Origin of the sequence: Actinospineispora acaciae DSM 45401 (genome assembly GCF_000620785.1) — a bacterium.
Lineage (GTDB): Bacteria > Actinomycetota > Actinomycetes > Mycobacteriales > Pseudonocardiaceae > Pseudonocardia > Pseudonocardia acaciae.
The window spans coordinates 36,907-57,310 of sequence record NZ_JIAI01000012.1; the positions used below are offsets into that span (position 1 = coordinate 36,907).

22 protein-coding genes are annotated in these 20,404 nt (G+C 72.5%); 15 read left to right on the plus strand and 7 right to left on the minus strand.

From position 1 onward, the window contains the following. Positions 1 to 53 precede the first annotated feature (53 nt). Genes N912_RS0137020 through N912_RS0137045 form a run of 6 tightly spaced genes read left to right on the plus strand, consistent with a single transcriptional unit; the run spans position 54 to position 4,811 of the window. Complete coding sequence (locus N912_RS0137020) at positions 54 to 860, plus strand: glycosyltransferase (protein WP_028926384.1); 807 nt, start codon at positions 54 to 56, stop codon at positions 858 to 860. A 3-nt stretch (positions 861 to 863) separates the two neighbouring features. Further along, positions 864 to 2,192 carry an FAD-dependent oxidoreductase gene (locus tag N912_RS0137025; protein WP_028926385.1) on the plus strand — a complete coding sequence of 443 codons (1,329 nt, stop codon included), beginning with the start codon at positions 864 to 866 and terminating at the stop codon, positions 2,190 to 2,192. After that, positions 2,192 to 3,040, plus strand: coding sequence for a hypothetical protein (locus tag N912_RS0137030; protein ID WP_028926386.1), 849 nt, complete (start codon positions 2,192 to 2,194; stop codon positions 3,038 to 3,040). The genes N912_RS0137025 and N912_RS0137030 overlap by 1 nt, the downstream gene beginning before the upstream one ends. Then, on the plus strand, positions 3,037 to 3,981 hold the full coding sequence (locus N912_RS0137035; RefSeq protein ID WP_028926387.1) for a polysaccharide deacetylase family protein: 945 nt from the start codon (positions 3,037 to 3,039) through the stop codon (positions 3,979 to 3,981). Before N912_RS0137030 ends, N912_RS0137035 begins: the two co-directional genes overlap by 4 nt. Before the next feature lie 37 nt (positions 3,982 to 4,018). Then, entirely contained in the window at positions 4,019 to 4,264 is a 246-nt protein-coding gene (gene ctaJ, locus N912_RS0137040) for an aa3-type cytochrome oxidase subunit CtaJ (protein ID WP_028926388.1), read from the plus strand. Beyond that, complete coding sequence (locus N912_RS0137045; RefSeq protein WP_084211541.1) at positions 4,251 to 4,811, plus strand: DUF5130 family protein; 561 nt, start codon at positions 4,251 to 4,253, stop codon at positions 4,809 to 4,811. The genes ctaJ and N912_RS0137045 overlap by 14 nt, the downstream gene beginning before the upstream one ends. Before the next feature lie 80 nt (positions 4,812 to 4,891). On the opposite strand, the gene pepN is transcribed toward N912_RS0137045, so the two are convergent. Continuing rightward, entirely contained in the window at positions 4,892 to 7,453 is a 2,562-nt protein-coding gene (gene pepN / locus N912_RS0137050) for an aminopeptidase N (RefSeq protein ID WP_028926390.1), read from the minus strand. Positions 7,454 to 7,629: 176 nt separating this feature from the next. On the opposite strand from pepN, the gene N912_RS0137055 reads away from it, so the two are divergent. The 3 genes from N912_RS0137055 to N912_RS57060 all read left to right on the plus strand — a co-directional run bounded on the left by N912_RS0137055 (position 7,630) and on the right by N912_RS57060 (position 11,405). Then, complete coding sequence (locus tag N912_RS0137055; protein WP_028926391.1) at positions 7,630 to 8,244, plus strand: mycothiol-dependent nitroreductase Rv2466c family protein; 615 nt, start codon at positions 7,630 to 7,632, stop codon at positions 8,242 to 8,244. A gap of 126 nt (positions 8,245 to 8,370) precedes the next feature. Continuing rightward, positions 8,371 to 9,798 (plus strand): aldehyde dehydrogenase family protein, encoded by a 1,428-nt coding sequence (locus N912_RS0137060; RefSeq protein ID WP_028926392.1) that lies wholly within the window; start codon positions 8,371 to 8,373, stop codon positions 9,796 to 9,798. A 65-nt stretch (positions 9,799 to 9,863) separates the two neighbouring features. Continuing rightward, positions 9,864 to 11,405, plus strand: a complete 1,542-nt coding sequence (locus N912_RS57060) for a serine/threonine-protein kinase (protein ID WP_037068627.1) — start codon at positions 9,864 to 9,866, stop codon at positions 11,403 to 11,405. Positions 11,406 to 11,582: 177 nt separating this feature from the next. Here the strand turns inward: N912_RS57060 and N912_RS0137070 are convergent, their stop codons facing one another. After that, positions 11,583 to 12,401, minus strand: a complete 819-nt coding sequence (locus N912_RS0137070; RefSeq protein ID WP_028926393.1) for an MBL fold metallo-hydrolase — start codon at positions 12,399 to 12,401, stop codon at positions 11,583 to 11,585. Between the two features lie 77 nt (positions 12,402 to 12,478). Continuing rightward, complete coding sequence (locus tag N912_RS64065; RefSeq protein WP_156994277.1) at positions 12,479 to 12,637, minus strand: hypothetical protein; 159 nt, start codon at positions 12,635 to 12,637, stop codon at positions 12,479 to 12,481. Between the two features lie 492 nt (positions 12,638 to 13,129). Between N912_RS64065 and N912_RS0137080 the strand changes: the two genes are divergently transcribed. Together N912_RS0137080 and N912_RS0137085 are read left to right on the plus strand one after the other, a co-directional pair. Next, positions 13,130 to 13,795 (plus strand): helix-turn-helix transcriptional regulator, encoded by a 666-nt coding sequence (locus N912_RS0137080; RefSeq protein ID WP_028926394.1) that lies wholly within the window; start codon positions 13,130 to 13,132, stop codon positions 13,793 to 13,795. A gap of 117 nt (positions 13,796 to 13,912) precedes the next feature. Beyond that, the gene (locus N912_RS0137085; RefSeq protein WP_156994278.1) at positions 13,913 to 14,881 is read left to right on the plus strand and encodes a hypothetical protein; all 969 of its coding nucleotides are present in this window, start codon (positions 13,913 to 13,915) and stop codon (positions 14,879 to 14,881) included. Here the strand turns inward: N912_RS0137085 and N912_RS57065 are convergent. Then, positions 14,842 to 16,071 carry an oxygenase MpaB family protein gene (locus tag N912_RS57065; protein WP_064745504.1) on the minus strand — a complete coding sequence of 410 codons (1,230 nt, stop codon included), beginning with the start codon at positions 16,069 to 16,071 and terminating at the stop codon, positions 14,842 to 14,844. The two genes, N912_RS0137085 and N912_RS57065, sit on opposite strands and share 40 nt — an antisense overlap. Before the next feature lie 117 nt (positions 16,072 to 16,188). On the opposite strand from N912_RS57065, the gene N912_RS0137095 reads away from it, so the two are divergent. Both N912_RS0137095 and N912_RS0137100 read left to right on the plus strand, forming a co-directional pair. After that, positions 16,189 to 16,656: a ribose-5-phosphate isomerase gene (locus tag N912_RS0137095; protein ID WP_028926396.1), complete on the plus strand. Its 468-nt coding sequence runs from the start codon at positions 16,189 to 16,191 to the stop codon at positions 16,654 to 16,656. 5 nt (positions 16,657 to 16,661) lie between these two features. Continuing rightward, on the plus strand, positions 16,662 to 17,477 hold the full coding sequence (locus N912_RS0137100; protein WP_028926397.1) for an Fpg/Nei family DNA glycosylase: 816 nt from the start codon (positions 16,662 to 16,664) through the stop codon (positions 17,475 to 17,477). Positions 17,478 to 17,482: 5 nt separating this feature from the next. Here N912_RS0137100 and N912_RS64070 read toward each other — a convergent pair whose 3' ends face one another. Further along, positions 17,483 to 18,235, minus strand: a complete 753-nt coding sequence (locus N912_RS64070) for a hypothetical protein (protein WP_028926398.1) — start codon at positions 18,233 to 18,235, stop codon at positions 17,483 to 17,485. 118 nt (positions 18,236 to 18,353) lie between these two features. On the opposite strand from N912_RS64070, the gene N912_RS0137110 reads away from it, so the two are divergent. Beyond that, positions 18,354 to 18,776: a PPOX class F420-dependent oxidoreductase gene (locus N912_RS0137110; protein WP_028926399.1), complete on the plus strand. Its 423-nt coding sequence runs from the start codon at positions 18,354 to 18,356 to the stop codon at positions 18,774 to 18,776. 44 nt (positions 18,777 to 18,820) lie between these two features. Here N912_RS0137110 and mobA read toward each other — a convergent pair whose 3' ends face one another. Together mobA and N912_RS0137120 are read right to left on the minus strand one after the other, a co-directional pair. After that, complete coding sequence (gene mobA / locus N912_RS57070; protein WP_051581343.1) at positions 18,821 to 19,453, minus strand: molybdenum cofactor guanylyltransferase; 633 nt, start codon at positions 19,451 to 19,453, stop codon at positions 18,821 to 18,823. Positions 19,454 to 19,469: 16 nt separating this feature from the next. Beyond that, the gene (locus tag N912_RS0137120; protein ID WP_028926400.1) at positions 19,470 to 19,853 is read right to left on the minus strand and encodes a VOC family protein; all 384 of its coding nucleotides are present in this window, start codon (positions 19,851 to 19,853) and stop codon (positions 19,470 to 19,472) included. An 84-nt stretch (positions 19,854 to 19,937) separates the two neighbouring features. Here N912_RS0137120 and N912_RS0137125 point away from each other — a divergent pair, with 84 nt between their 5' ends. Then, a complete protein-coding gene (locus N912_RS0137125; RefSeq protein ID WP_028926401.1) occupies positions 19,938 to 20,402 on the plus strand; it encodes a MarR family winged helix-turn-helix transcriptional regulator in 465 nt (154 codons plus the stop codon). Positions 20,403 to 20,404 lie beyond the last annotated feature (2 nt).

Below are 20,404 nucleotides of genomic sequence, written 5' to 3' on the forward strand. Positions count from 1 at the left end.
TTCCTCACGAGAATTCCCTACGCGACCGAACGCATAAACGGTGGGAGAGCGACATGAGAGCGCCGAGCGAGCTGGGAACCGGCGGTGAGGGCGCGCGGGCGCGCACCGGTGGCGTGACGCACGTGGTGCTGCCGGCGTTCAACGAGGAGGGCTCGCTGCCCGCGCTGCTCGGCCGGCTGGCCGCGCTGGCCCGCGCCGAGCGGGTGGTGGTCTGGGTGGTCGACGACGGCTCCACCGACGGCACCCTCGAGGTCGCGGCGGCGGGCGCCCCCGGCGTCGAAGTCAAGATCGTCTCCCACGGCCGCAACCTCGGCCTCGGCCGCGCCGTGCAGTCCGGCCTGCGGGCCGTGCTGGAGGTCGCGGAGAAGCTCGACGTGATCGTCGTGATGGACGCCGACGACACCCACGACCCCCGGCTGATCCGCTCGCTGACCGAGGCGATCGAGTCCGGCGCGGACATCGCGATCTGCTCGCGCTTCGTCCCGGGCGGCGACGACAGCACCGCGCCCGCGTTCCGCCGCATGCTGTCCCGGTCGGCCGCCGTGCTGTTCCGCAAGATCCTCCGACTGTCCGAGATCCACGACTTCACCAGCGGTTACCGGGCCTACCGCTCGGAGCTGCTCACCCGCGCGTTCGGCCACTGGGGCGACCGGCTGATCGAGGAGCGCGGCTTCGCCTGCATGGTCGAGCTGCTGCTCAAGCTGCGCTACTGCCGGCCGGTCATCGCCGAGGTCCCGCTGGTGCTGCAGTACGACCGCAAGCGAGGCGCCAGCAAGCTGCGACTGCGCCGGACCATCGGCCAGTACCTCAAGCTGCTTGTCCGCGACCGGCTCACCCCGGCGCCGTACCGGGCGGTGTGAGGCGTGTCCGCGCGCCCCAGGGTGGGGATCATCGGCGGCGGCATCTCCGGCCTGGCCGCCGCCCACCGGCTGACCCGGCGCGGGGTCCCGGTGGTGCTGCTGGAGGGCAGCGACCAGCTCGGCGGGCTCGGCACGTTCTTCCGGGCGGGCGAGGAGTGGATCGAGCGCTTCTACCACTGCATCATGCCCACCGACGCGCACCTGCTCGCGGTGCTGGCCGAGCTGGGGCTGGCCGACTCGGTCGAATGGCGTAAAACCCGGATGGGCCTGATCGTCGACAATGTCAGGTATCCGTTCAACACGGCCGCCGACCTGCTCCGGTTCCGCCCGCTGACGCTGCCGCAACGGGTGCGCCTGGGCGTTGTCTCGGTGTTGTTGCGCCGCCTCGGCGAGGGCAAGGACCTGGACAACATTCGCACCGAGGAATGGCTGCGCGGACTGTACGGCGACGCGATCTGGGAACGACTTTTCCGGGGGCTGTTCGCCTCGAAGTTCGGGCCCGCGGTCGGCGATGTCCCGGCGCTGTACCTGTGGCAGCGAATGGGCAGGGAAAAGAACGTCTCGGTGCGCGGTTACCCGGACGGCGGCTACAAATCAATCATCGAAGGCCTCCGGGCGAGCATCGAGGCCGGCGGCGGCCTGGTCCGCACCCGCGCCCCGGTGTCGTCGCTGAGCGCCTCGCCGTCGGGCTGCCGGATGGTGCTGCCCGACGGCACGGCGGTGGACACCGACTGGGTGGTCTCGACGGCCCCGCTGCCGCTGCTGCGGCGGGTCGCGGACGCCGAGCTGTCCACGCGGCTGCCCACGATCGACCTGCGCTACCAGGGCGTGGTCAACGCGGTGTTCTTCCTGGACCGACCGCTGGAGGGCCGCTACTGGTCACCGGTGCTCGACTCCGGCACCGAGTTCGACGGCGTGGTCGACATGTCCGCGCTGACCGGCACCACCCGCCACGGTCACCTCGTCTACACCATGCGTTACACCGACCGTTCGTCCGCGCTGTTCGCCGAGGACGAGCGGGCCATCGCCGAACGCTGGTCGGCGCAACTGCTGGCGCTGTATCCGGACCTGCGCCCGGAGATCCTGGACGTTCGGATCTTCAAGGCGCCGTTCGTGGAGCCGGTCTACCCGCTCGGGTACGCCGCGCTCCGCCCGCCGGTCGAGATCCCCGGAACCCGGCTGCTGCTGGCCACCTCCGGCCAGGTGTACCCGAACGTGACCAGCTGGAACTCCAGCGTCGGCCTGGCCAACGAGGTGGTGGACGGCCTGCTCGCGCGGCCGGAGCTCGCCCCGCGCCCCGCGCAGCTCGCCGGCGAGCGGGGTGGTCGCTGATGCTCGGCTACCTGGAGCTGGTGCTGGCCGCCACCGCGTACGCCGGCGGCATCGTGGCGCAGACCGTCGCCGCCCGCCGCGCGGAACGCCGCGACCGCATCGACCCCGGCCTGCTGCTGCGGCTGGCCCGCGACCGGCTCTACCTGGTCGGGTTCGCCGCCCAGGTGCTCGGGTTCGCGTCGTCGTTCCTGGCCAGGGAGACGCTGCCGCTCTACCTGGTGCAGGCCGGGTCGTCGGCCGCGGTCGGGCTGGCCACCCTGTTCGGCGTGCTGGCGCTGGGCTGGACGGTGCGCCGGGGCGAGCTGGTCGCGGTGGCGATCATGGCGGCCGGGTTGATCCTGCTGGTCGGCGCGTCGCGGCCGTCGGTCGCCGCCGAGCTGCCCGGGCTCGCGGTGGTGGGCCTGGCCGGCGTGCTGGTGCTGGTCGGGCTCGCCGCGGTGCCCGCCGCCCGGCTGGGCGGGCGGACCGGCGCGGTGGCGCTGGGCGTGCTCGGCGGCGTGGCGTTCGCGGTGCTCGCGGTGGTCGGGCGCCCGCTGGCCGGCCTGCCGCTCACGGAGCTGCCGGTACAGCCCTCGGCGTGGCTGATGGTCGCGGCCGCGCTGCTCGGCCAGTACCTGCTCGCGTCCGCCCTGCAACGGGGCCGAACCACCGCGACGATGGCCTCGCTGGACTCCACCACCACGGTGTTCGCCTCGGTGGCCGGCCTGACCCTGCTCGCCGACCGGGCCGCCGACGGGCGGGGCGCCTGGGTGCCGCTGGGCCTGGCGCTCGTGGTCGGCGCGATCATCGCGCTGGCCGCCACCCCGGTCCGCGCCCCGGCCCGACCTGCCGCACTGGAGCGGACGTGACCGCCGCGCGCCTGGTCGCCAGCGTGTCGTTCGACCTGGACAACCTCTGGTGCTACCTCAAGGCGTACGGCGACCCGGACTGGGAGCGCCGCCCCAGCTACCTGGACGCGGTGATCCCGGCCATGATCGACCTGTTCGGCTCGCGGGGCATCAGGAGCACCGTGTTCGTGGTCGGCGCCGACGCGGTCCGCGACGACGGCGCCCGCGCGGTGGCCGCGATCGCGAAGGCCGGCCACGAGGTCGGCAACCACTCCTACGAGCACGAGCCGTGGCTGCACCACTACACCCGCGAACAGCTCGACGACGAGCTGGCCGCCACCGAGCGGGCACTGGAGGCGGCCGGCGCGCCACGCCCGCGCGGGTTCCGCGCACCCGGCTACAGCCTGCCGCCGCTGCTCATCGACGCGCTCGCGCACCGGGGCTACCGCTACGACGCCAGCACGCTGCCGACCTGGATCGGGCCGATCCTGCGCGCCTACTACTTCCGGGGCGCGCGCCTCACGCCGGGTCAGCGGGCCACCCGGGGCGAGATGTTCGGCGGGCTGATCGACGGGTGCCGGCCGATCCGCCCGTTCACCTGGCGCGGGCGCTACGGCGGCGGCCCGGTGCTGGAGATCCCGGTGACCACGTTCCCGCTGCTGCGGATCCCGATCCACGCCTCGTACATCCTGCGCCTGCACCAGGCCTCGCCGAGGCTGGCCAAGGCGTACTTCCGGGCGGCCGTGCGGGCCTGCCAGGCGGTCCGCCTCGGCCCGTCGATCCTGCTGCACCCGACCGACCTGCTCGACCACCGCGCCGCCCCCGGCATGGAGTTCTTCCCGACCATGGCGGTGCCCTCGGCGCAGAAGCGGGCACTGGTCGGCTGGATGCTCGACCATCTCGCCGCCCGCTTCGACGTGGTCGGCACCGGGGAGCACACCCGCCGTCTCACCGACCTCTGATCGATCACGCGCGGCACGTCAACTACCCTGGGCGGCTGTGAGCGTCCTGCAGACCGTGCTGCTCTATGTGGCGGTACCCGCCGCGCTGTTCCTGCTGATATCGCTGCTCGCGGCCGGGCGGCGGCTGTTCCGCCGGCCCAGGTACCGCCCCGGCGAGCCGTGGAACTACCCGCCGGTCTGGTGGAGCGCGAACCCGGAGGGCGCCGGGCTGCCGGACCCGGCCGAGCACGAGCACGCCGAGCCGGCGCGCACCAGCCGAGGAGGAGCACATGGCAGCTGGTGAGCTTGCCCAGACCACCGAGACCGAGGTCGCCCACGGGGCGCCCGCCGGGACCGACGCCGCCCACGGCGCCCACGGCCACGAGGTGCGCAAGGCCGAGCCCGAGGACCTGCCGCTGGGCTCCGTGGTGACCAACTCCGGCCGGGTCTCCGCCGCGACCGAGTTCAACATCGACGAGCCGGCCGTCTCGCCGTTCTCCGCCGTGCAGCTCACCCGGCTCGACGAGGCGCTCACCCTGGTCAGCCGGCACACCCAGCTGCGCTTCTCGATCTACCTGGGCGACCTGGGCGACGACTCGCACGCCGGCGCCCTGGCCCTGCACGACCAGCTCGGCCCGGCCGGCGCCGACTCCGTACTCATCGCCGCCGACCCGAACCGCCACAACGTCGACATCGTCACCGGCTCCGTGGCCCGCGTCCGCCTCGCCGACCGCGCCTGCAAGCTCGCGGTGATGAGCATGATCGCCTCGTTCAAGGAAGGCGACCTGCTCGGCGGCCTCCTCAGCGGCCTGCGCATGCTCTCCGACCAGGCCGGCACCCCGCACCACTAGCCATAAGCCCAGCTCACCACCCGTGAGTGGCTAGCGTTGTCATAGCAACGCTAACCACTCACGGGTTCTGACCAGCGGGTTTACGAGCGGTCGAACTCGCGGGCGGCCAGGGCTCGGACGACGCCGGCGCGGCCTTCGGAGACCAGCCGGCGCAGGGCCGGCGGGTGCGACTCGGAGGCCAGCCAGGCGTCGGCGGCGTCCACGGTGTCCTTGTCCACGGCCCAGGACGGGAACAGGCCGAGGACGACCGGTTGCGCGCGCTCGCTGGTGCGCCGCTTCCAGACGTCGGCGACCTCGGCGAAGTAGCGTTCGGTGTACGGCGCGAGCAGCCCGCGCTGTGCCGGGTGGGAGAACCCGGAGATGATCGCGTCGCTCACCGCATTGGGCAGCGTGTCGTCGTGCACCGCGCGCTGCCAGGCCCGTTCCTTGGCCTCGGCGGTGGGCACCAGCGAGCGAGCCCGCTCGGCCTGCCGCTCGCCGGCGGAGGTGGCGTCGCGCTCCTGCTCGGCCGCGATCTCCGCCTCGCCGGCCCGCCCGTGCGCCACCAGCGCCTGCAGCAGCCGCCAGCGCAGGTCGGTGTCCACGACCAGCCCGTCCAGCACGTCCGTGCCCGCCAGCCAGCCGGCCAGCACGTCCAGCTTCGCGTCGTCCAGCACGCTGCCGGTCAGCGAGTTCACCGCGACCAGCTGGCCGTCCGAACCCGGCTCCGCGGCACGGGCCATGCCCAGCAGCGCGTCGGTGATCATCGGCCAGCCCGACTCCGCCGCCCAGCCCGGCTCCGCGTACGACGCGACGGCCGTCTGGGCCTGCAGCAGCAGCCGCTGCACCACGCCGGTCTCGCTGTCCCGCCCGGCCCCGCCGGCCACCAGCGCGGCGAAGTCGCGGGCCTTGAGCTCGGCGTCCCTGGTCATCTCCCAGGCCGCCGACCAGCACAGCGTGCGCGGCAGCGGCTCCACGATGTCCGCGATTCTGTCGACCAGCGACGCTAGTGACTCTGCGTCAAGCCGCAGCGCGCCGTACGTCAGGTCGTCGTCGTTGACCAGCACCAGCTTGCCGCGCGGCACCCCGACCAGCTCCGGCACCTCGGTGCGCTCGCCGGAGACGTCCACCTCCACCCGGTGCGTCCGCACCAGCTTCCCGTCGACGTCGTCGTAGATGCCCACCGCCAGCCGGTGCGTCCGCAGCTCGCCGGCACCAGGCCGCGCGCCGCCCTGCCGGACCGCGAACGACTCGAACGTCCCGTCCGAGCGCAGCGTGAACTCCGGGCGCAGCAGGTTCAGCCCGGTGGTACGCAGCCACTGCGCGCCCCAGTCCGACAGATCCCGCCCGGACGCCTTCTCCAGCGCGCCGAGCAGGTCGTCGAAGGTGGCGTTGCCCCAGGCGTGCGCCTCGAAGTACGCGCGCAGCCCGGCCAGGAACGGCTCCAGCCCGACGTAGGCCACCAGCTGCTTGAGCACCGAGGCGCCCTTGGCGTAGGTGATCCCGTCGAAGTTGACCTCCACGGCGGCCAGGTCAGGGATGTCGGCGGCCACCGGGTGCGTGGACGGCAGCTGGTCCTGCCGGTACGCCCAGGACTTCTCCACGTTCGCGAACGTCGTCCAGGAGCCGGTGTACTCGGTCGCGTTGGCCTGGCAGAGCACGGACGCCCAGGTGGCGAACGACTCGTTCAGCCACAGGTCGTCCCACCAGCGCATGGTGACCAGGTCGCCGAACCACATGTGCGCCATCTCGTGCAGCACGGTCTCCGCGCGCCGCTCGTAGAGGTACTTGGTGACCCGGGACCGGAAGACGTAGTCCTCCAGGAACGTCACGGCGCCGGCGTTCTCCATCGCGCCGGCGTTGAACTCCGGCACGAACAGCTGGTCGTACTTGCCGAACGGGTACCGCACACCAAAGCTGCGATGGTAGAAGTCGAAGCCCTGCTTGGTCTCGGTGAACAGCCGCTCGGCGTCCATGTGCCCGGCCAGCGAGGCGCGGCAGTAGATGCCGAGCGGTATGCCGTCATGCTCCTCGTGCCAGGACGCATACGGCCCGGCGATCAGCGCGACCAGGTAGGTGCTGATGATCTCCGAGGTGGCGAACCGGTGGACCACGGCGCCGTTCGCGCCGGGCGAGGTCTCGGCGACCGCGTTCGAGACCACCTTCCAGTCCGAGGGCGCGGTCACCGTGAGCCGGTAGCGGCCCTTGAGGTCGGGCTGGTCGAAGCAGGTGAACATGCGCTTCGCGTCGGCGGTCTCGAACTGGGAGTACAGGTACACCGCGTCGTCCACCGGGTCGACGAACCGGTGCAGGCCCTCGCCGGTGTTCATGTAGCGGGCGGTGGCGCGGACGGTCAGCTCGTTGCGCTCGGCCAGGTTCGGCAGCGCGATGCCGTCCTCCTCGCGGTAGCCGGAGACGTCCAGCTCGGTGCCGTTGAGCACGGCGGAGTGCACGTCGGCGGCGACCAGGTCGATCCAGCTGTCCGCGCCGGGCCGCGCGCAGGCGAAGCGCACGGTCGTGGTGCTGGCGAAGGTCTCGGTGCCGGGGCGGCCGGCGCCGTCGGTGAGGTCCAGCTCGATGTCGTAGTCGATGGTCGAGCCGGGGACGGTCAGCAGCGCGGCGCGCTGTTCGGCCGCTGTGCGGGTCAGGTTCGGGGCGGCCACGGGTCTCCTGTCGTGTCTCGCTTCGTCGTCTTTACAGCGTCGTGCAGCCGCGATCCAACCACGTCAACGCCGGAGAGGTGGATCGAGTTCTCGTTCCGGTGATGTCACGGAACATCGCGCGATGATCGATTGTTGCGCGTTGCAGGACTAGTCCGAGCGACGGGAGACCGTGTCACATGTCTGACTCCAAGACGGCCAAGGTGGACTTCTGGTTCGACCCGCTGTGCCCGTGGGCGTGGCTGACCTCGCGGTGGATCCTCGAGGTCCGCAAGGTGCGCGACATCGACCTGAACTTCCACGTGATGAGCCTGTCCGTGCTCAACTCCGGCCGGGACGTCGACGATCGGTACCGCCAGCTGCTGGACAGGGGCTGGGGTCCGGTGCGGGTGTGCATCGCCGCGGCCAAGGAGCACGGCCAGCAGGTGTTGGAGCCGCTGTACACCGCGATGGGCACCCGCCGGCACAACCAGGGCAACGAGGACTTCGACGTGATCATCAAGGAGGCGCTGGCCGAGGTCGGCCTGCCCGCCTCCCTGGCCGAGGCGGCCACCAGCACCGAGTACGACGAGGAGCTCAAGGCCAGCCACCACGCCGGCATGGACCCGGTCGGCCTGGACGTCGGCACCCCGACCATCCACGTCGACGGCGTGGCGTTCTTCGGCCCGGTGATCTCCAAGTCGCCGCGCGGCGAGGAGGCCGGCCAGCTCTTCGACGCCGCCCGCACGCTCGCCAACTACCCGCACTTCTTCGAGCTGAAGCGCACCCGCACGGAGAGCCCCGACTTCAGCTAGCCGCCCCCCGCGGTAATCGCTGGTCAGAACCCGTGAGTGGTTAGCGTTGTCATAGCAACGCTAACCACTCACGGGTGGTGAGCTGGACAAATGCGGCGGGGCCGGGGCGGTGCGAGGATGGGGCGCATGGCTGCACCGACGACCGCACACCCCGGGCACTGGATCAACGGCGAGCGGGTCGAGGGCGGTGGCGACCGGATCGAGGTGGTCAACCCGGCCACCGAGGAGGTGGTCGCCGCCGTCCCGGCCGGCACGGGAGCGGACGTGGACGCCGCCGTCACCGCCGCTGGTAAGGCGCTGCCCGGCTGGTCGGCCGCGTCGGTGACGGACCGCGCCGCCGTGGTGATGAAGATCTCCGAGGGGATCGCGGCCCGCCGCGACGAGCTGGCCGCCACGATCACCGCCGAGATGGGCTCGCCGATCACGTTCTCCACCCACGTGCAGGCCGGGCTGCCCGCCGCCACCTCGGCCGCCGTCGCCAAGCTGGCGCCCGACTTCGCCTGGACCGAGGAGATCGGCAACTCGCTGGTGGTCCGCGAGCCGGTGGGCGTGGTCGGCGCGATCACGCCGTGGAACTACCCGCTGCACCAGGTGGTGGCCAAGCTCGCGCCCGCGCTCCTGGCCGGCTGCACCGTCGTGCTCAAGCCCAGCGAGGTCGCCCCGCTGTCCGCCGCCATCCTGGCCGAGATCGCGGCCGAGGCCGGGCTGCCGGCGGGGGTGTTCAACGTGGTGCACGGCACCGGCCCGGTGGTCGGCGAGGCGATCGCCGCGCACCCCGGCATCGACATGGTGTCGTTCACCGGGTCCACCCGCGCCGGCAAGCGGGTCTCCGAGCTGGCCTCCGGGACGGTCAAGCGGGTGGCACTGGAGCTGGGCGGCAAGTCCGCCAACGTGGTGCTCGACGACGCCGACCTCGGCAAGGCCGTCAAGATCGGCCTGGCCAACGCCTGGATCAACGGTGGCCAGACCTGCACGGCGTGGACCCGGATGCTGGTGCCGGCGTCCCGCCACGACGAGGCCGTCGAGCTGGCGGTGGCCGCGGCCGGCAAGTACACCGTCGGCGACCCGACCCAGGACGGCACTCGGATCGGCCCGATGTCCTCGGCCGCGCAGTCCGCGCGGGTGGCCGGCTACATCGAGCGCGGGGTGTCCGACGGCGCCACCGTGGCGTTCGGCGGCCCCGGCCCGGTGGAGGGCCTCGAACGCGGCGCCTACGTCCGGCCGACGATCTTCGCGAACGTGGACCCGAACGCGGTGATCGCGCAGGAGGAGATCTTCGGGCCGGTGCTGTCGGTGATCCCCTATTCGGACGACGACCAGGCGGTGGAGATCGCGAACTCGACCGTGTACGGCTTGGCCGGCGCGGTGTTCTCCGGCGACGACCAGCGGGCGCTGGCGGTGGCCAGGCGACTCCGAACGGGTCAGGTGGACGTCAACGGCGGCTCGTTCAACCCGGCCGCCCCGTTCGGCGGGTACAAGCAGTCGGGCAACGGCCGTGAGCTGGGCAGATACGGCCTCGAGGAGTTCTTGGAGGTCAAGTCCATCCAGAGATAACGGTCCGGGAGTTATAACAAGCTCTCCCTCTCGCGGGTGACGGTGACGGAATACGCTGTGGGGCGATGACTCTGACCCCTGACGCGAGCCCTCTTGTGCTCGCGGAGCGCTACCGTCTGGACGAGCGGGTCGGGGCCGGTTCGATGGGAACCGTGTGGCGGGCGACCGACCAGTTGCTGGGACGGACGGTCGCCGTCAAGCAGTTGCTGTTCCTGCCCGGCACCCCGGGTTTCGACACCCGTGGGTACGAGGAGGCCAAGCAGCGCATCCTGCGCGAGGGCCGGCTGGCCGCCCGGCTGCAGCACCCGCACACCATCGCCGTGTTCGACGTGGTCCTGCACAACGACGCGCCCTGGCTGGTGATGGAGTACATGCCGTCGCGGACGCTGAGCGCGCTGCTGCTCAGCGAGTCGCCGGTGGACCCGCTGCGGATCGCCGCGATCGGCTGGCAGATCGCGGACGGGCTGTCCGCCGCGCACGCCGCCGGCATCGTGCACCGCGACATCAAGCCGGCCAACGTCCTGATCGGTGACGACAGCAAGGTCAAGATCACCGATTTCGGCGTCTCCAGGGCCGCCGACGACGTGCAGCTCACCCGCACCGGGATGATCGCCGGCACCCCGGCGTACCTGGCGCCGGAGATCGCCAGGGGGCAGACACCGACGCCCGCCTCGGATATCTTCGCGCTGGGCTCCACGCTCTACACCGCCGTGGAGGGGGAGCCGCCGTTCGGCCTGGACGACAATGCCTACGCGCTGCTCTACAAGGTCGGCAGGGGAGACGTCCGCCCGCCGGAACGGGCCGGCCCGCTGACCGACACGCTGATGCGGATGCTGCGCAAGGACCCCGCCGAGCGGCCGACCGCCGCTCACGCGCGCGAGGAGCTGGCCGCGCTGGTCGGCGGTCAGTCGCAGGACGAGCTGCTGGCCGGCCGCTCTCGCTCGCGCCCGCGCAACGCTTCGCCGAAGGCGCCGGCCGCGCGCCGGCCCACCGCCCGTGCCACCCGGGTGGACCTGTCCGTGCCACCCGACGCCATGCCGGTGCCCCCGCCCCGGCCGGCAACCGCCCGCGCCGGGGTCGGGCGGCCGGCGGGCGCCCCGGCCACCCCGCGTCCCCGGTCCAGGCGGCGGTTCTGGGCGGCGCTTTCGGTGGTCGTGGTGGCCGCCGGTGCCGCACTGGCGCTGGCCTTGCCGGGCCTCGGCGGTGGCGGCGGGCTCGGCTCGGTGACCGGCCAGCCGCCGGCGTCCGCCGCGCCCGGCGGGTCGGACCCGGCGCGCCCGGCGAACGGGCAGCCGACCGCGGCCGAGCTGGAGGGCTTCGTCAGGGACTACTACGCGCTGCTGCCCGGCCAGCCGGACGCCGCCTGGGCCAAGCTCGGCGACCTCGCGCGCCGCCAGTCCGGCAGCCTGGACAGCTACCGGGGCTTCTACGGCTCCCTCGACGCGATCACCCTCACCGAGGGTCCGACCGCGGTGAGCGGCCGCACGGTGCGCGCCACCCTGCGCTTCGAGTCGTCCAACGGCTCGACCAGCACCGAGCGCTACGAGTTCACCGTGGTGCCCGGCCCGGACGGCCGGCTGGTCATGAGCTCGTTCGCCCGCCGCTGAGCGCTAGTGTCGTGTAAACGAGGTCGTCTTACCCGTCTTCGGCGCCCAGGCGGCGCCCCGCCGCGTTGTCGTCGCCCCCGATACAACCCCGGTATCGGGGGCTCCGAATCAGACACAGCCTTGCGGTGCATCCACCTGGATCACCGAATCCGGGCAAGGAACCTCGTTTACACGACACTAGATCCGCGACAGCGCCATCTGGGTGGTGGACAACGGGTACGGGCTGATCGCCTCGACGTCGGACTTGGCCAGCTCGCCGGCGAGCACGCCCCGGCACAGCTCGGCCAGCGTGATCAGCTCGGCGCGCTGGCCGGCCACGAAACCGGCGGACACCGGCTCGCCGTGCCCCGGCACCACCCGCTCCGGGCGCAGCGTGAGCAGCGCGTCCAGGGCGTCCGGCCAGCGCAGTGGGTCGGCGTCCTCGAAGGCCGGCGGCGCGCCCTCCTCGACCAGGTCGCCGGCGAACACCACGCCGCAGTCCGGCAGGTGGACCGCCAGGTCGTGGTCGGTGTGCCCCCGCCCGGGGTGCAGCAGCGTGGCCACCCGGCCACCGAGGTCCACCTCGGCCTCGTACTCGACGGGGGTGTCCGGCAGCAGCACCTCGGCCTCGGCCAGCGCGGCGGCGGACTCCTTGTCGCCGCGCTTGCGGTAGTACCCGACCCAGTGCGAGCGCTGCGGCTCGATGTTGTCCCGCAGCCAGCCCGCGCAGCCGTGGTGCGCGTACACCGGCGTCCGCCCACCGCCGGCGCCCGCCTCGGCCAGCAGCCCCGCCGTGCCGAAGCAGTGGTCGAAGTGCCCGTGCGTGATGGCGACGGCCAGCGGCAGCGCGGTCACCTCCCGCACGGCGCGCGCCAGCTCGGCGCCCTGCGTCCCGTCGCCTCTGGTGTCGATCACCAGCGCGCGCTCGGCCCCGACCACAAGCCCCACCGTCAGGTCCAGCTCGGCGTACCGGCGGGCGAACACGCCGCCGGCCAGCTCCAACCAACGCCCCGTCACGCGGCAAAGGTTATAGCGTCCGGTGTCGATCATGTGACCGACCGTCACCAGCGTGTCACCGGCGTGTCGCGGGCGTGTCATGGGTGGAGCGGGTCGTCGTCGCCGTGGCGCCGCATGGCCGCGAGCCTGCGTCGCTCCTCGGCGATCGCTCGCCATGCCCGGTCACGTGCTCGCCGATCGATCCGGTAGGAGAGGACGATGACGAGCGTGCAGAGCGCGTTGACCACCGCGAGCATCGCGTCGACCCTCATCCCCGGCCTCTCGGCACGATCTGCAGGTCGTACGCGCCCGGAATGGAAACGCGGCCTTCATCCGGCACGCACCGGTATCTGACGGCCTGTCCCACCCGTTGCCGGTAGGCTCCACCACGCTCACACCGCGCGTGCGCGTTTGGGGGCCAGTACTCGCGTGCCTTGCACCACGGACTCTGCCCGGTGTTCGGACAATCCTTGATGACCGTATCGGCGGCCGCCGAGGGCGCCTCGCCGAACAGAACGACCGCCGCCGCAAGAACGAATCCGGTCAGTGTGCGCATTGCGCCGTTTCCTTTCCGTGTTCGGAGGCCACGAGCCTCCTTGGGCTTCCGTCGCCACTACAGCAGGCCGGGCACGGTTTCGGCGCCGTCCGCGCTGTCCCGGTATGTCACCGCCCGTCGCGCGACACGTTGAAGTGCGCCGATGCCGTTCCTCTAGACTGATCCCCGCCGATTCACCAGCGCGGGGAGAAACGTGGTCGTCAACGCATCCGACCCGGATGGCATCGAGACGCTCGAAGAATTCGGTGCACTTTTACGGGAGTTGCGCGGCAGGCTGACGCAGCAGGCGGTGGCCAGGCGCTCGGCGATCGGGCCGGTGGCGTTGACCAGGCAGCGGGTGTCCAACATCGAGAACGGGTTGTTGCCCACCGACGAGCAGCTGCGCTGCTACCTGCGGGGCTGTGGGAAACCGGAGCTGTTCGAGGACCTGGACCGCGTTCGCCGCACGCTGGCGGCGGACGCGACCACCGGCGAAGCGGCCGATCGAGGACGCTCGACGGCGCCGAGGTGGCGGTTCGCGGCGATCGGCGCGTCGGTCGTTGCCCTGGTGGCGACGTCGGTGGCGGTGACGGTCGTGCTGAACAGGGGCGACAACTCCGGCATTCCCGAATGCGCACAGGGTTTCATCTGCTTCTGGGAGGAGCCGGACTTCCGAGGGCTTCGCCATCAGCTGGCGCCCGACTGGCCGAGCTCCAGCCGGTGCATATCACTTCCGTTCGTCGCTCAATCCGCCATGAACAGCAGCAATCAAGGCCAGAAAGGCTATGCCGAGCCGGGCTGTCCGGAGCCTGGAACCCAGCTACCCCCGTCGGGGAACACCTCGCGCGTTGTGAAGATCAGTTCGTACAAGCACAACTGATCCGGCGGTCGGAGATGTCGCGGACAATCCGGGACACGCCGGGGCTGTGGTCGCGGCGGTTCGCCGTGGTCACCTCGGCGAATGGTGTGCAGACCAGCGATTACGGCGATTCTGACGGTGCTGACGACTGCCGTCCTCCTGGTACCGGCGCAACCGGGGTCCTGGGCGCGGTACGAGCGATTGGCCGACCGCTCGTACACGGAGTCCGAACGCGCGGTCGCGCAGGTCGAATCGGCCGGTGGGGTCGTGCGGGCGCAGTTCATCGCGCCGCTGGCCTGGTATTCCGGAATCCGGTTCGGCTGGCGGTCCGCGCGCACCCGGATCTGGCTCGACAAGCTTGCCGCGCCGCGGACGCCGGCGGGTGGCTACGGGCTGTCGGTGCCGTTCGACGCCTATCGGGACGGTTCGGTCAACCCGGCGGACACCGGTTACACGATCACCGGCGCATGGCATGTCGGCCGGGCGCTGATGGCCGGCTATGACGGCGGCGGGGTGCCGGCCGAGCGGATCCGGCAGGTCGCGGGGTGGCTGACCCGGTTGCGGCCGGCGGCGGGTGGGAGGTGCCCGGCGTACTCGGACAGCGCCCACGACGCCGGCAGGCCCTGCGTGTGGAACGTGTCGGCCGTCGCGGCCTGGTTCCTCGCCGAGGCGGCCCGGCGTGGCCTGGCGCCGGGCTCGGTGTGGGGGCTGATCCGGGCCTGGCGCGCCGAGCTGGCCGCCGCCTACCGCCCGGACCTCGGCGGCTGGCCCTACGCGGCGGGCGGTTCGGCGGCCCAGGACGCGTGGCACAACGTCCCGGTGGTGGCCTCGATGGCCGCGCTCGATCCCGCCCTCGGCCGGGTCGCGCTGGCCGCGCACCTCGACCGGTTCCCGGGCTCGGCGGCGAACGCGGACCTGCTCCCGCTGGACTGCGCCGAGGCCGACCGCGCGTTCCCGGCCATCGAGAGGACCGCCACCCGGCCGGCGCGCACCCCGCTGGAGACCTTGCAGAGCCGTGCCGGCTACCCGCCGTTGCTGCTGCTGGCCGAGCTGGGCTGCGCGGACCGCTACCCGGTCGGCTCCAGCGGCGCGCGCGCCGGCCGGTGATCGCTGTAGCCCAGGTCGGCGTGCACCGCGTCGACCGCCTGCCCGACCAGCCGCCGCCGGGTGGACGCCCCGACCAGCTCGCTGAGTCGGGTGGCGCCGGGCACGACCGAACGGGCCAGCTCCAGCGCGAGGTTGGCCGCCGAGATGCCGAGCACGGCGGCCTGGAACGGCTTGTTGTCCGGCAGGCCGAGGAAGTCCGCGTTGCGCCGGCCGAGCACGAGCCGGCTGTACGAGCTGACGAAGTTCCCCACCGCCCACCGGGTGAGCCGGTCCACCGCCCGGTCGCCGCCCGGGCCGACCGTGGTGACCAGCGCCTGCGCGAGCCGGTAGGAGTCCTCGTCGGGGACGAACTCGGTGGCCGCCTCCAGCCAGAACACCCGCCAGGTGTCCGCCTCGGTGGCCGGCAGCAGCTCCGCGTCCACCCCCATCAGGAAGCCCACGTACCGCCACAGGTGCACCACGGCGGCCCGCTCATCGGCGGTGTAGCGCATGCCCAGCGCCTGGGTGCCGACCAGGAACGCCAGCGAGAACAGCACCAGCGTGCCGACCGTCTGCACCTGGTTCACCGGGTGGTCCCAGGCCTGGTAGTCCCAGTCCCGGCGCCGGCGCATGGCCGCGCGCACCTGCGCGTGCATGACCCGGACCCGGACCGTGTTCTGGAAACCGGCCGCGTCCCTGGCCAGCCCGCCGGGCTCGGTCGCGTCCAGCCACCAGCTCGCGGTCTCCACCAGCCGGCGCGGCGCGGCGGCCTCCAGGTTCCCGGTGGCGACCAGCGTCTTGTCCGGCCGCGACGCCAGGTAGCCGCCCATCAGCGCCAGCCCGCGCAGCGCGAACAGCCCCCACACCCCGCCGCGCCGGATGGCCCGCGCGCCCAGCTCCAACTGCTCCGCGTCCAGCCAGAACGGCACCTCGTCGACCTGCGCGAACAACGCGCGCAGCGCTTCGGGGGCGTTCGGGACCGAGTCGATGCCGTCGCGCAGCGCCCGCTCGAACGACCGGCGGTCCATCTTCTCGACGACGGCATCGGCCAGCGGGTCGCCGACGGCGGCGAAGGCGCGGAACCGCTCCAGCTGCCGGCGGGTCGCGCGGATCTCGCCCGGCGCGAACCGGCGCAGGAACACGTTGTACGGGAACTCGGTGAGGAACTCCGGATGGGGGAGCAGGTCCTCCGGCGGCGACTGGTCTGTCACGTGACCGGCACCTCCCAGCCAATACTGAGGACAACTGTCATCAGACAGTGATATATGACGATGACGCGCACGGCCGCCGGTGTCAAGGGCGCACTACCCGTTTGGCAGGATTGCGCCGTGCGCGTCTACCTCGGCTCCGACCACGCCGGTTTCGACCTCAAGTCGCGGCTGCTCGCGCATCTGGCCCAGGCCGGCCACGAGGTCGTCGACGTCGGCGCGGCCAGCTATGACGCCGAGGACGACTACCCGCCGTACTGCCTGGAGACCGCGCGGCGGGTGGTGGCCGACCCGGGCAGCCTCGGCGTGGTGATCGGCGGTTCGGGCAACGGCGAGCAGATCGCCGCGAACAAGGTGGCCGGCTGCCGGGCCGCGCTGGCCTGGAGCACCGAGACCGCCCGGCTGGCCCGCGAGCACAACGACGCCCAGGTGGTCGGCGTCGGCGCCCGGATGCACTCCGAGGACGAGGCGCTGGCGATCGTGGACGCCTTCCTGGCCACGCCGTTCTCCGGCGCGCCCCGCCACGCCCGCCGGATCGCCCAGCTCGCCGGCTACGAGGCCACCGGCGCGATCCCCGGCCCGGCCTGAGCGCCATGCCCGAGGGACACACGCTGCACCGGCTGGCCCGGTCGCACACCAAGCTGTTCGGCAAGGCCCCGGTGGAGGTGTCCAGCCCGCAGGGCCGGTTCGCGGCGGCCGCGCGGCTGCTGGACGGCAAGATACTGGTCCGCGCGCAGGCGCACGGCAAGCACCTGTTCCACAGCTACGGCCCCGACCAGGTGGTGCACGTGCACCTGGGGTTGTACGGCACGTTCACCGAAGGCCCGGTGCCGGCCGAGACGCCGCCGCGCGGGCAGGTGCGGATGCGGCTGGTCGGCGCCACCCACTTCACCGACCTGCGCGGCCCCGCTGCCTGCGAGCTGCTCACCGACGGCGAGGTGGCCGCCGTGCGCGCCCGCCTCGGCCCCGACCCGCTGCGCCGCGACGCCGACCCCGAGCGGGCCTGGACCAAGGTGTCCCGCTCCCGCACCCCGCTGGCCGTGCGACTGATGGACCAGTCGGTGGTGGCCGGCGTCGGCAACGTCTACCGCGCCGAGCTGCTGTTCCGGCACGGCCTGGACCCGATGCTGCCCGGCCGCTCGCTGGCGCGCGAGCAATGGGACGCGATGTGGGCCGACCTGGTGGCGCTGATGCGCGACGGCGTGCGCCGGGGCCGCATCGACACCGTCCGCCCCGAGCACGACCCGAAGGTGACCGGCCGCCCGCCCCGCCAGGACCGCCACGGCGGCGAGGTCTACGTCTACCGCCGCGCCGGCCAGCCCTGCCTGGTCTGCGGCACGCCCGTACTCACCACCGAACTGGCCGGCCGCAACCTCTACTGGTGCCCGACCTGCCAGCCCGCCGCCTGAGGCCGCTAGAAGTCCCCGCCGCCGAAGTCGCCGCCCCCGAAGTCCCCGCCGCCCCAGTCGCCACCGCCGAAGTCGCCGCCGCCCATGTCCGCGCCGCCCATGTCGCCGGCACCCATGGCCTGCGCGTCGTGGAAGCCGTCCGCGTACGCCGTCCCGTGCATGCCGCTGAACAGCGCGTCCATCAGCAGGAACGAGCCGATGCCGGCGGCCCCGGCGACCAGCGCGGTCTTCCACCACGGCTCGGAGTACCAGCCGGAGGGCACCGGCCGCCCGTTGACCATGCCGCCCGGGTAGTAGTGCGAGTTGCGGTCCGAGGGGACCGGCGCGGCGCTGTAGTGGTGGCCCTCGACGTCGACCTCCCTGGCCTCGGTCACCGAGCCGGCCCGCTGCTGGCCGGGCAGCGCGGGCAGCTCGGGGCCCGGGTCCAGGTTCATCGCGGTGCGCGCCGCGCGCACGTAGTAGAGCCCCTCGTAGGCGGTCTCGGTGACCTGGCGGCACTGCGGGACGGTCTTCGCCTGGTCGAGCTGCGAGCCGGCCGCGTTGTACCGCTCGGAGGCATCCGCCATTGCCTGCATGGACGCCTCGTTGGTGCCCTGCAGGTTGAGCACCGAGCCGCCGAGCCGTTCCACCCAGCGGCGGGCCTCGGACTTGGCGTCGTCCAGCTCCCGCTGTTGGGCCTTGGCGCGCTGCTTGGCCAGCCAGACGATGCCGGCGATGATGGCCAAAATGATCAGGACAACCACGATGGTGCCGGTCACCGGGGGTGCACCTCACTCGGTTTCGCTGGCGGCCTCGATTTGGGGAGCCGCCACTCCTGTGGTGAACGGATCAGCGCGCCGCCGGGTTCCCGGGGTCCGAACGGCCTAGCTTGATCACATGGCCGAACTTTCTGAGGACGTGGTGAGGTTCCTGGGCGAGGGCACCCGCACCGGGACGCTGGGCTGGACGGCCGCCGACGGGCGTCCGTTGGCGACCCCGGTGTGGTTCCTGGTCGACGGCGGCGAGCTGGTCTTCAACACCGGGGTGAACACCTCCAAGGGCAGGGCGATCGCGCGGGACCCCCGGGTCGTGCTGTGCGCGGACGAGCCGAGCCCGCCGTACGCCTTCGTGCAGGTCCAGGGGTTTGCGACGACCAGCGAGGATCCCGCCGAGCTGCTCGACACGGCGACCAGGATCGCGGCCCGCTACATGGGCGAGGAGCGCGCGGAGGAGTTCGGCCGGCGCAACGCGGTGCCGGGGGAGATGGTGGTGCGGGTGCGGCCGACCAAGGTGGTCCACGGGTTCGACACGACGGACTGACGAAAACCCCGACTCGGTGTGCTGAGAACCCCGACTCGCGGGATTTACGGGCGTGGGCGGGAGCGGGCGGCGGCGTAGTCGTCGGGGGAGTTGACGTTGGTGACGGACTCCAGGTGGGGGTCGGCGCGGGCCAGGTCGGGGTCGGCGAGGAGGGTGGCGGGGGTTAGTTCTCGGGTGCGGACCTTGGGGAACAGGGCGCCGAGGCGGAGTTCGCCGGCCTCGGACATGGCGGCCAGCGTCGGGGCGAGCGAGGTGAGGTAGCCGGCGGCGAGGGGCTGGCGGTGGCCGCCTACGTGCGGCAGCGCGACGTCGACGTCGTCGCCGGTCAGGGCCGCGAGCACCCGCCGGACGTAGGCGGGGTGCAGGAACGGCAGGTCGGTGGCGCAGCAGAACGCCGTGGCCGCGCCCAGCTCGCCGGCCGCCCGCAGCCCGGTCGCCAGGCCGACGACGGGACCGCGCCCGGCCGGCTCCGGATCGGTGACCACCCGTACCCCGCCGGGCAGCGCGGGCAGCCCCTGGCCGGGGGCGGCGACCACCAGCACCGGCCCGTCCACCGCCTGCGCCAGCACCTCGACCGTGCGGCGCAGCAGCGTCGAGCCGTGCCACTCCAGCCCGGCCTTGGGCGTGCCCATCCGGGACGAGCGCCCGCCGGCGAGCACGATCCCGGCCGAGGTCATGGCCGGGGACGGTACCTCAGTTCGGCGGCGGCGTCCCGGCCCTGGTGAGCAGCTGCATGACATGGCCGGCCGGGTCGTCGAAGTAGACGCCGCGCCCGCCGAACAGGGGGTTGATCTCGTTCGGCTGGTTGTGGAACGGGTCGGCCCAGTAGGCGATCCCGGCCTCGCGGATGCGGCCGAACGCGGCGTCGAACTCGTCCTCGTCGACCAGGAACGCGCAGTGCTGGCTGCGGTAGTCCGTCGAGTCCATGTAGTCCAGGGTCACGCCGTTGCTCACCGGCAGCGGCACGAACGGTCCCCATGCCTGGCCGAGCGGCACGCCCAGGATGTCGGCCAGGAACTTCGCCGCGACCTGCTTGTCCGGCGCGGGCACGATGATGTGGTTGAGCTCGATCGACATGTGCACCTCCCGGCCTTACGTTAGATATCGAAGAGTTCGTCGTCAATACGTTAGACGTCGAGTTCCTTGTGCTAGCGTGCCCGCATGCGACCGCCGGCCAGGATCCCGATCGGCCTCGCGCTGTCCCGCACCGCGAAGCTGACGAGCGCGGCCTTCGACGACGCGATGACCCGGGCCGGCGGGTCGCTGTCCATCTGGCTGGTGCTGCTCGCGCTCAAGTCCAACAAGGGCGCCAGCCAGCGCGAGCTGGCCGAGGTGGTGGGCATCCAGGGCGCCACGCTGACCCACCACCTCAACGGCATGGAGAACGCCGGGCTGGTCACCAGGCGCCGCGACCCGGAGAACCGCCGGGTGCACATCGTCGAGCTGACCGAGGACGGCGAGGCGATGTTCGGCCGGCTGCTCCTGGTGGCCAAGGACTTCGACGGACGGCTGCGCGCCGGGTTCACCGAGGCGGAGCTGGACGCGTTCACCGGCGTGCTGCGCCGCCTGGAGCGCAATGTCGGGCAGCCCGGCCGCGAGCCCGACGACTGCGCCGACGTCGAGTAGCG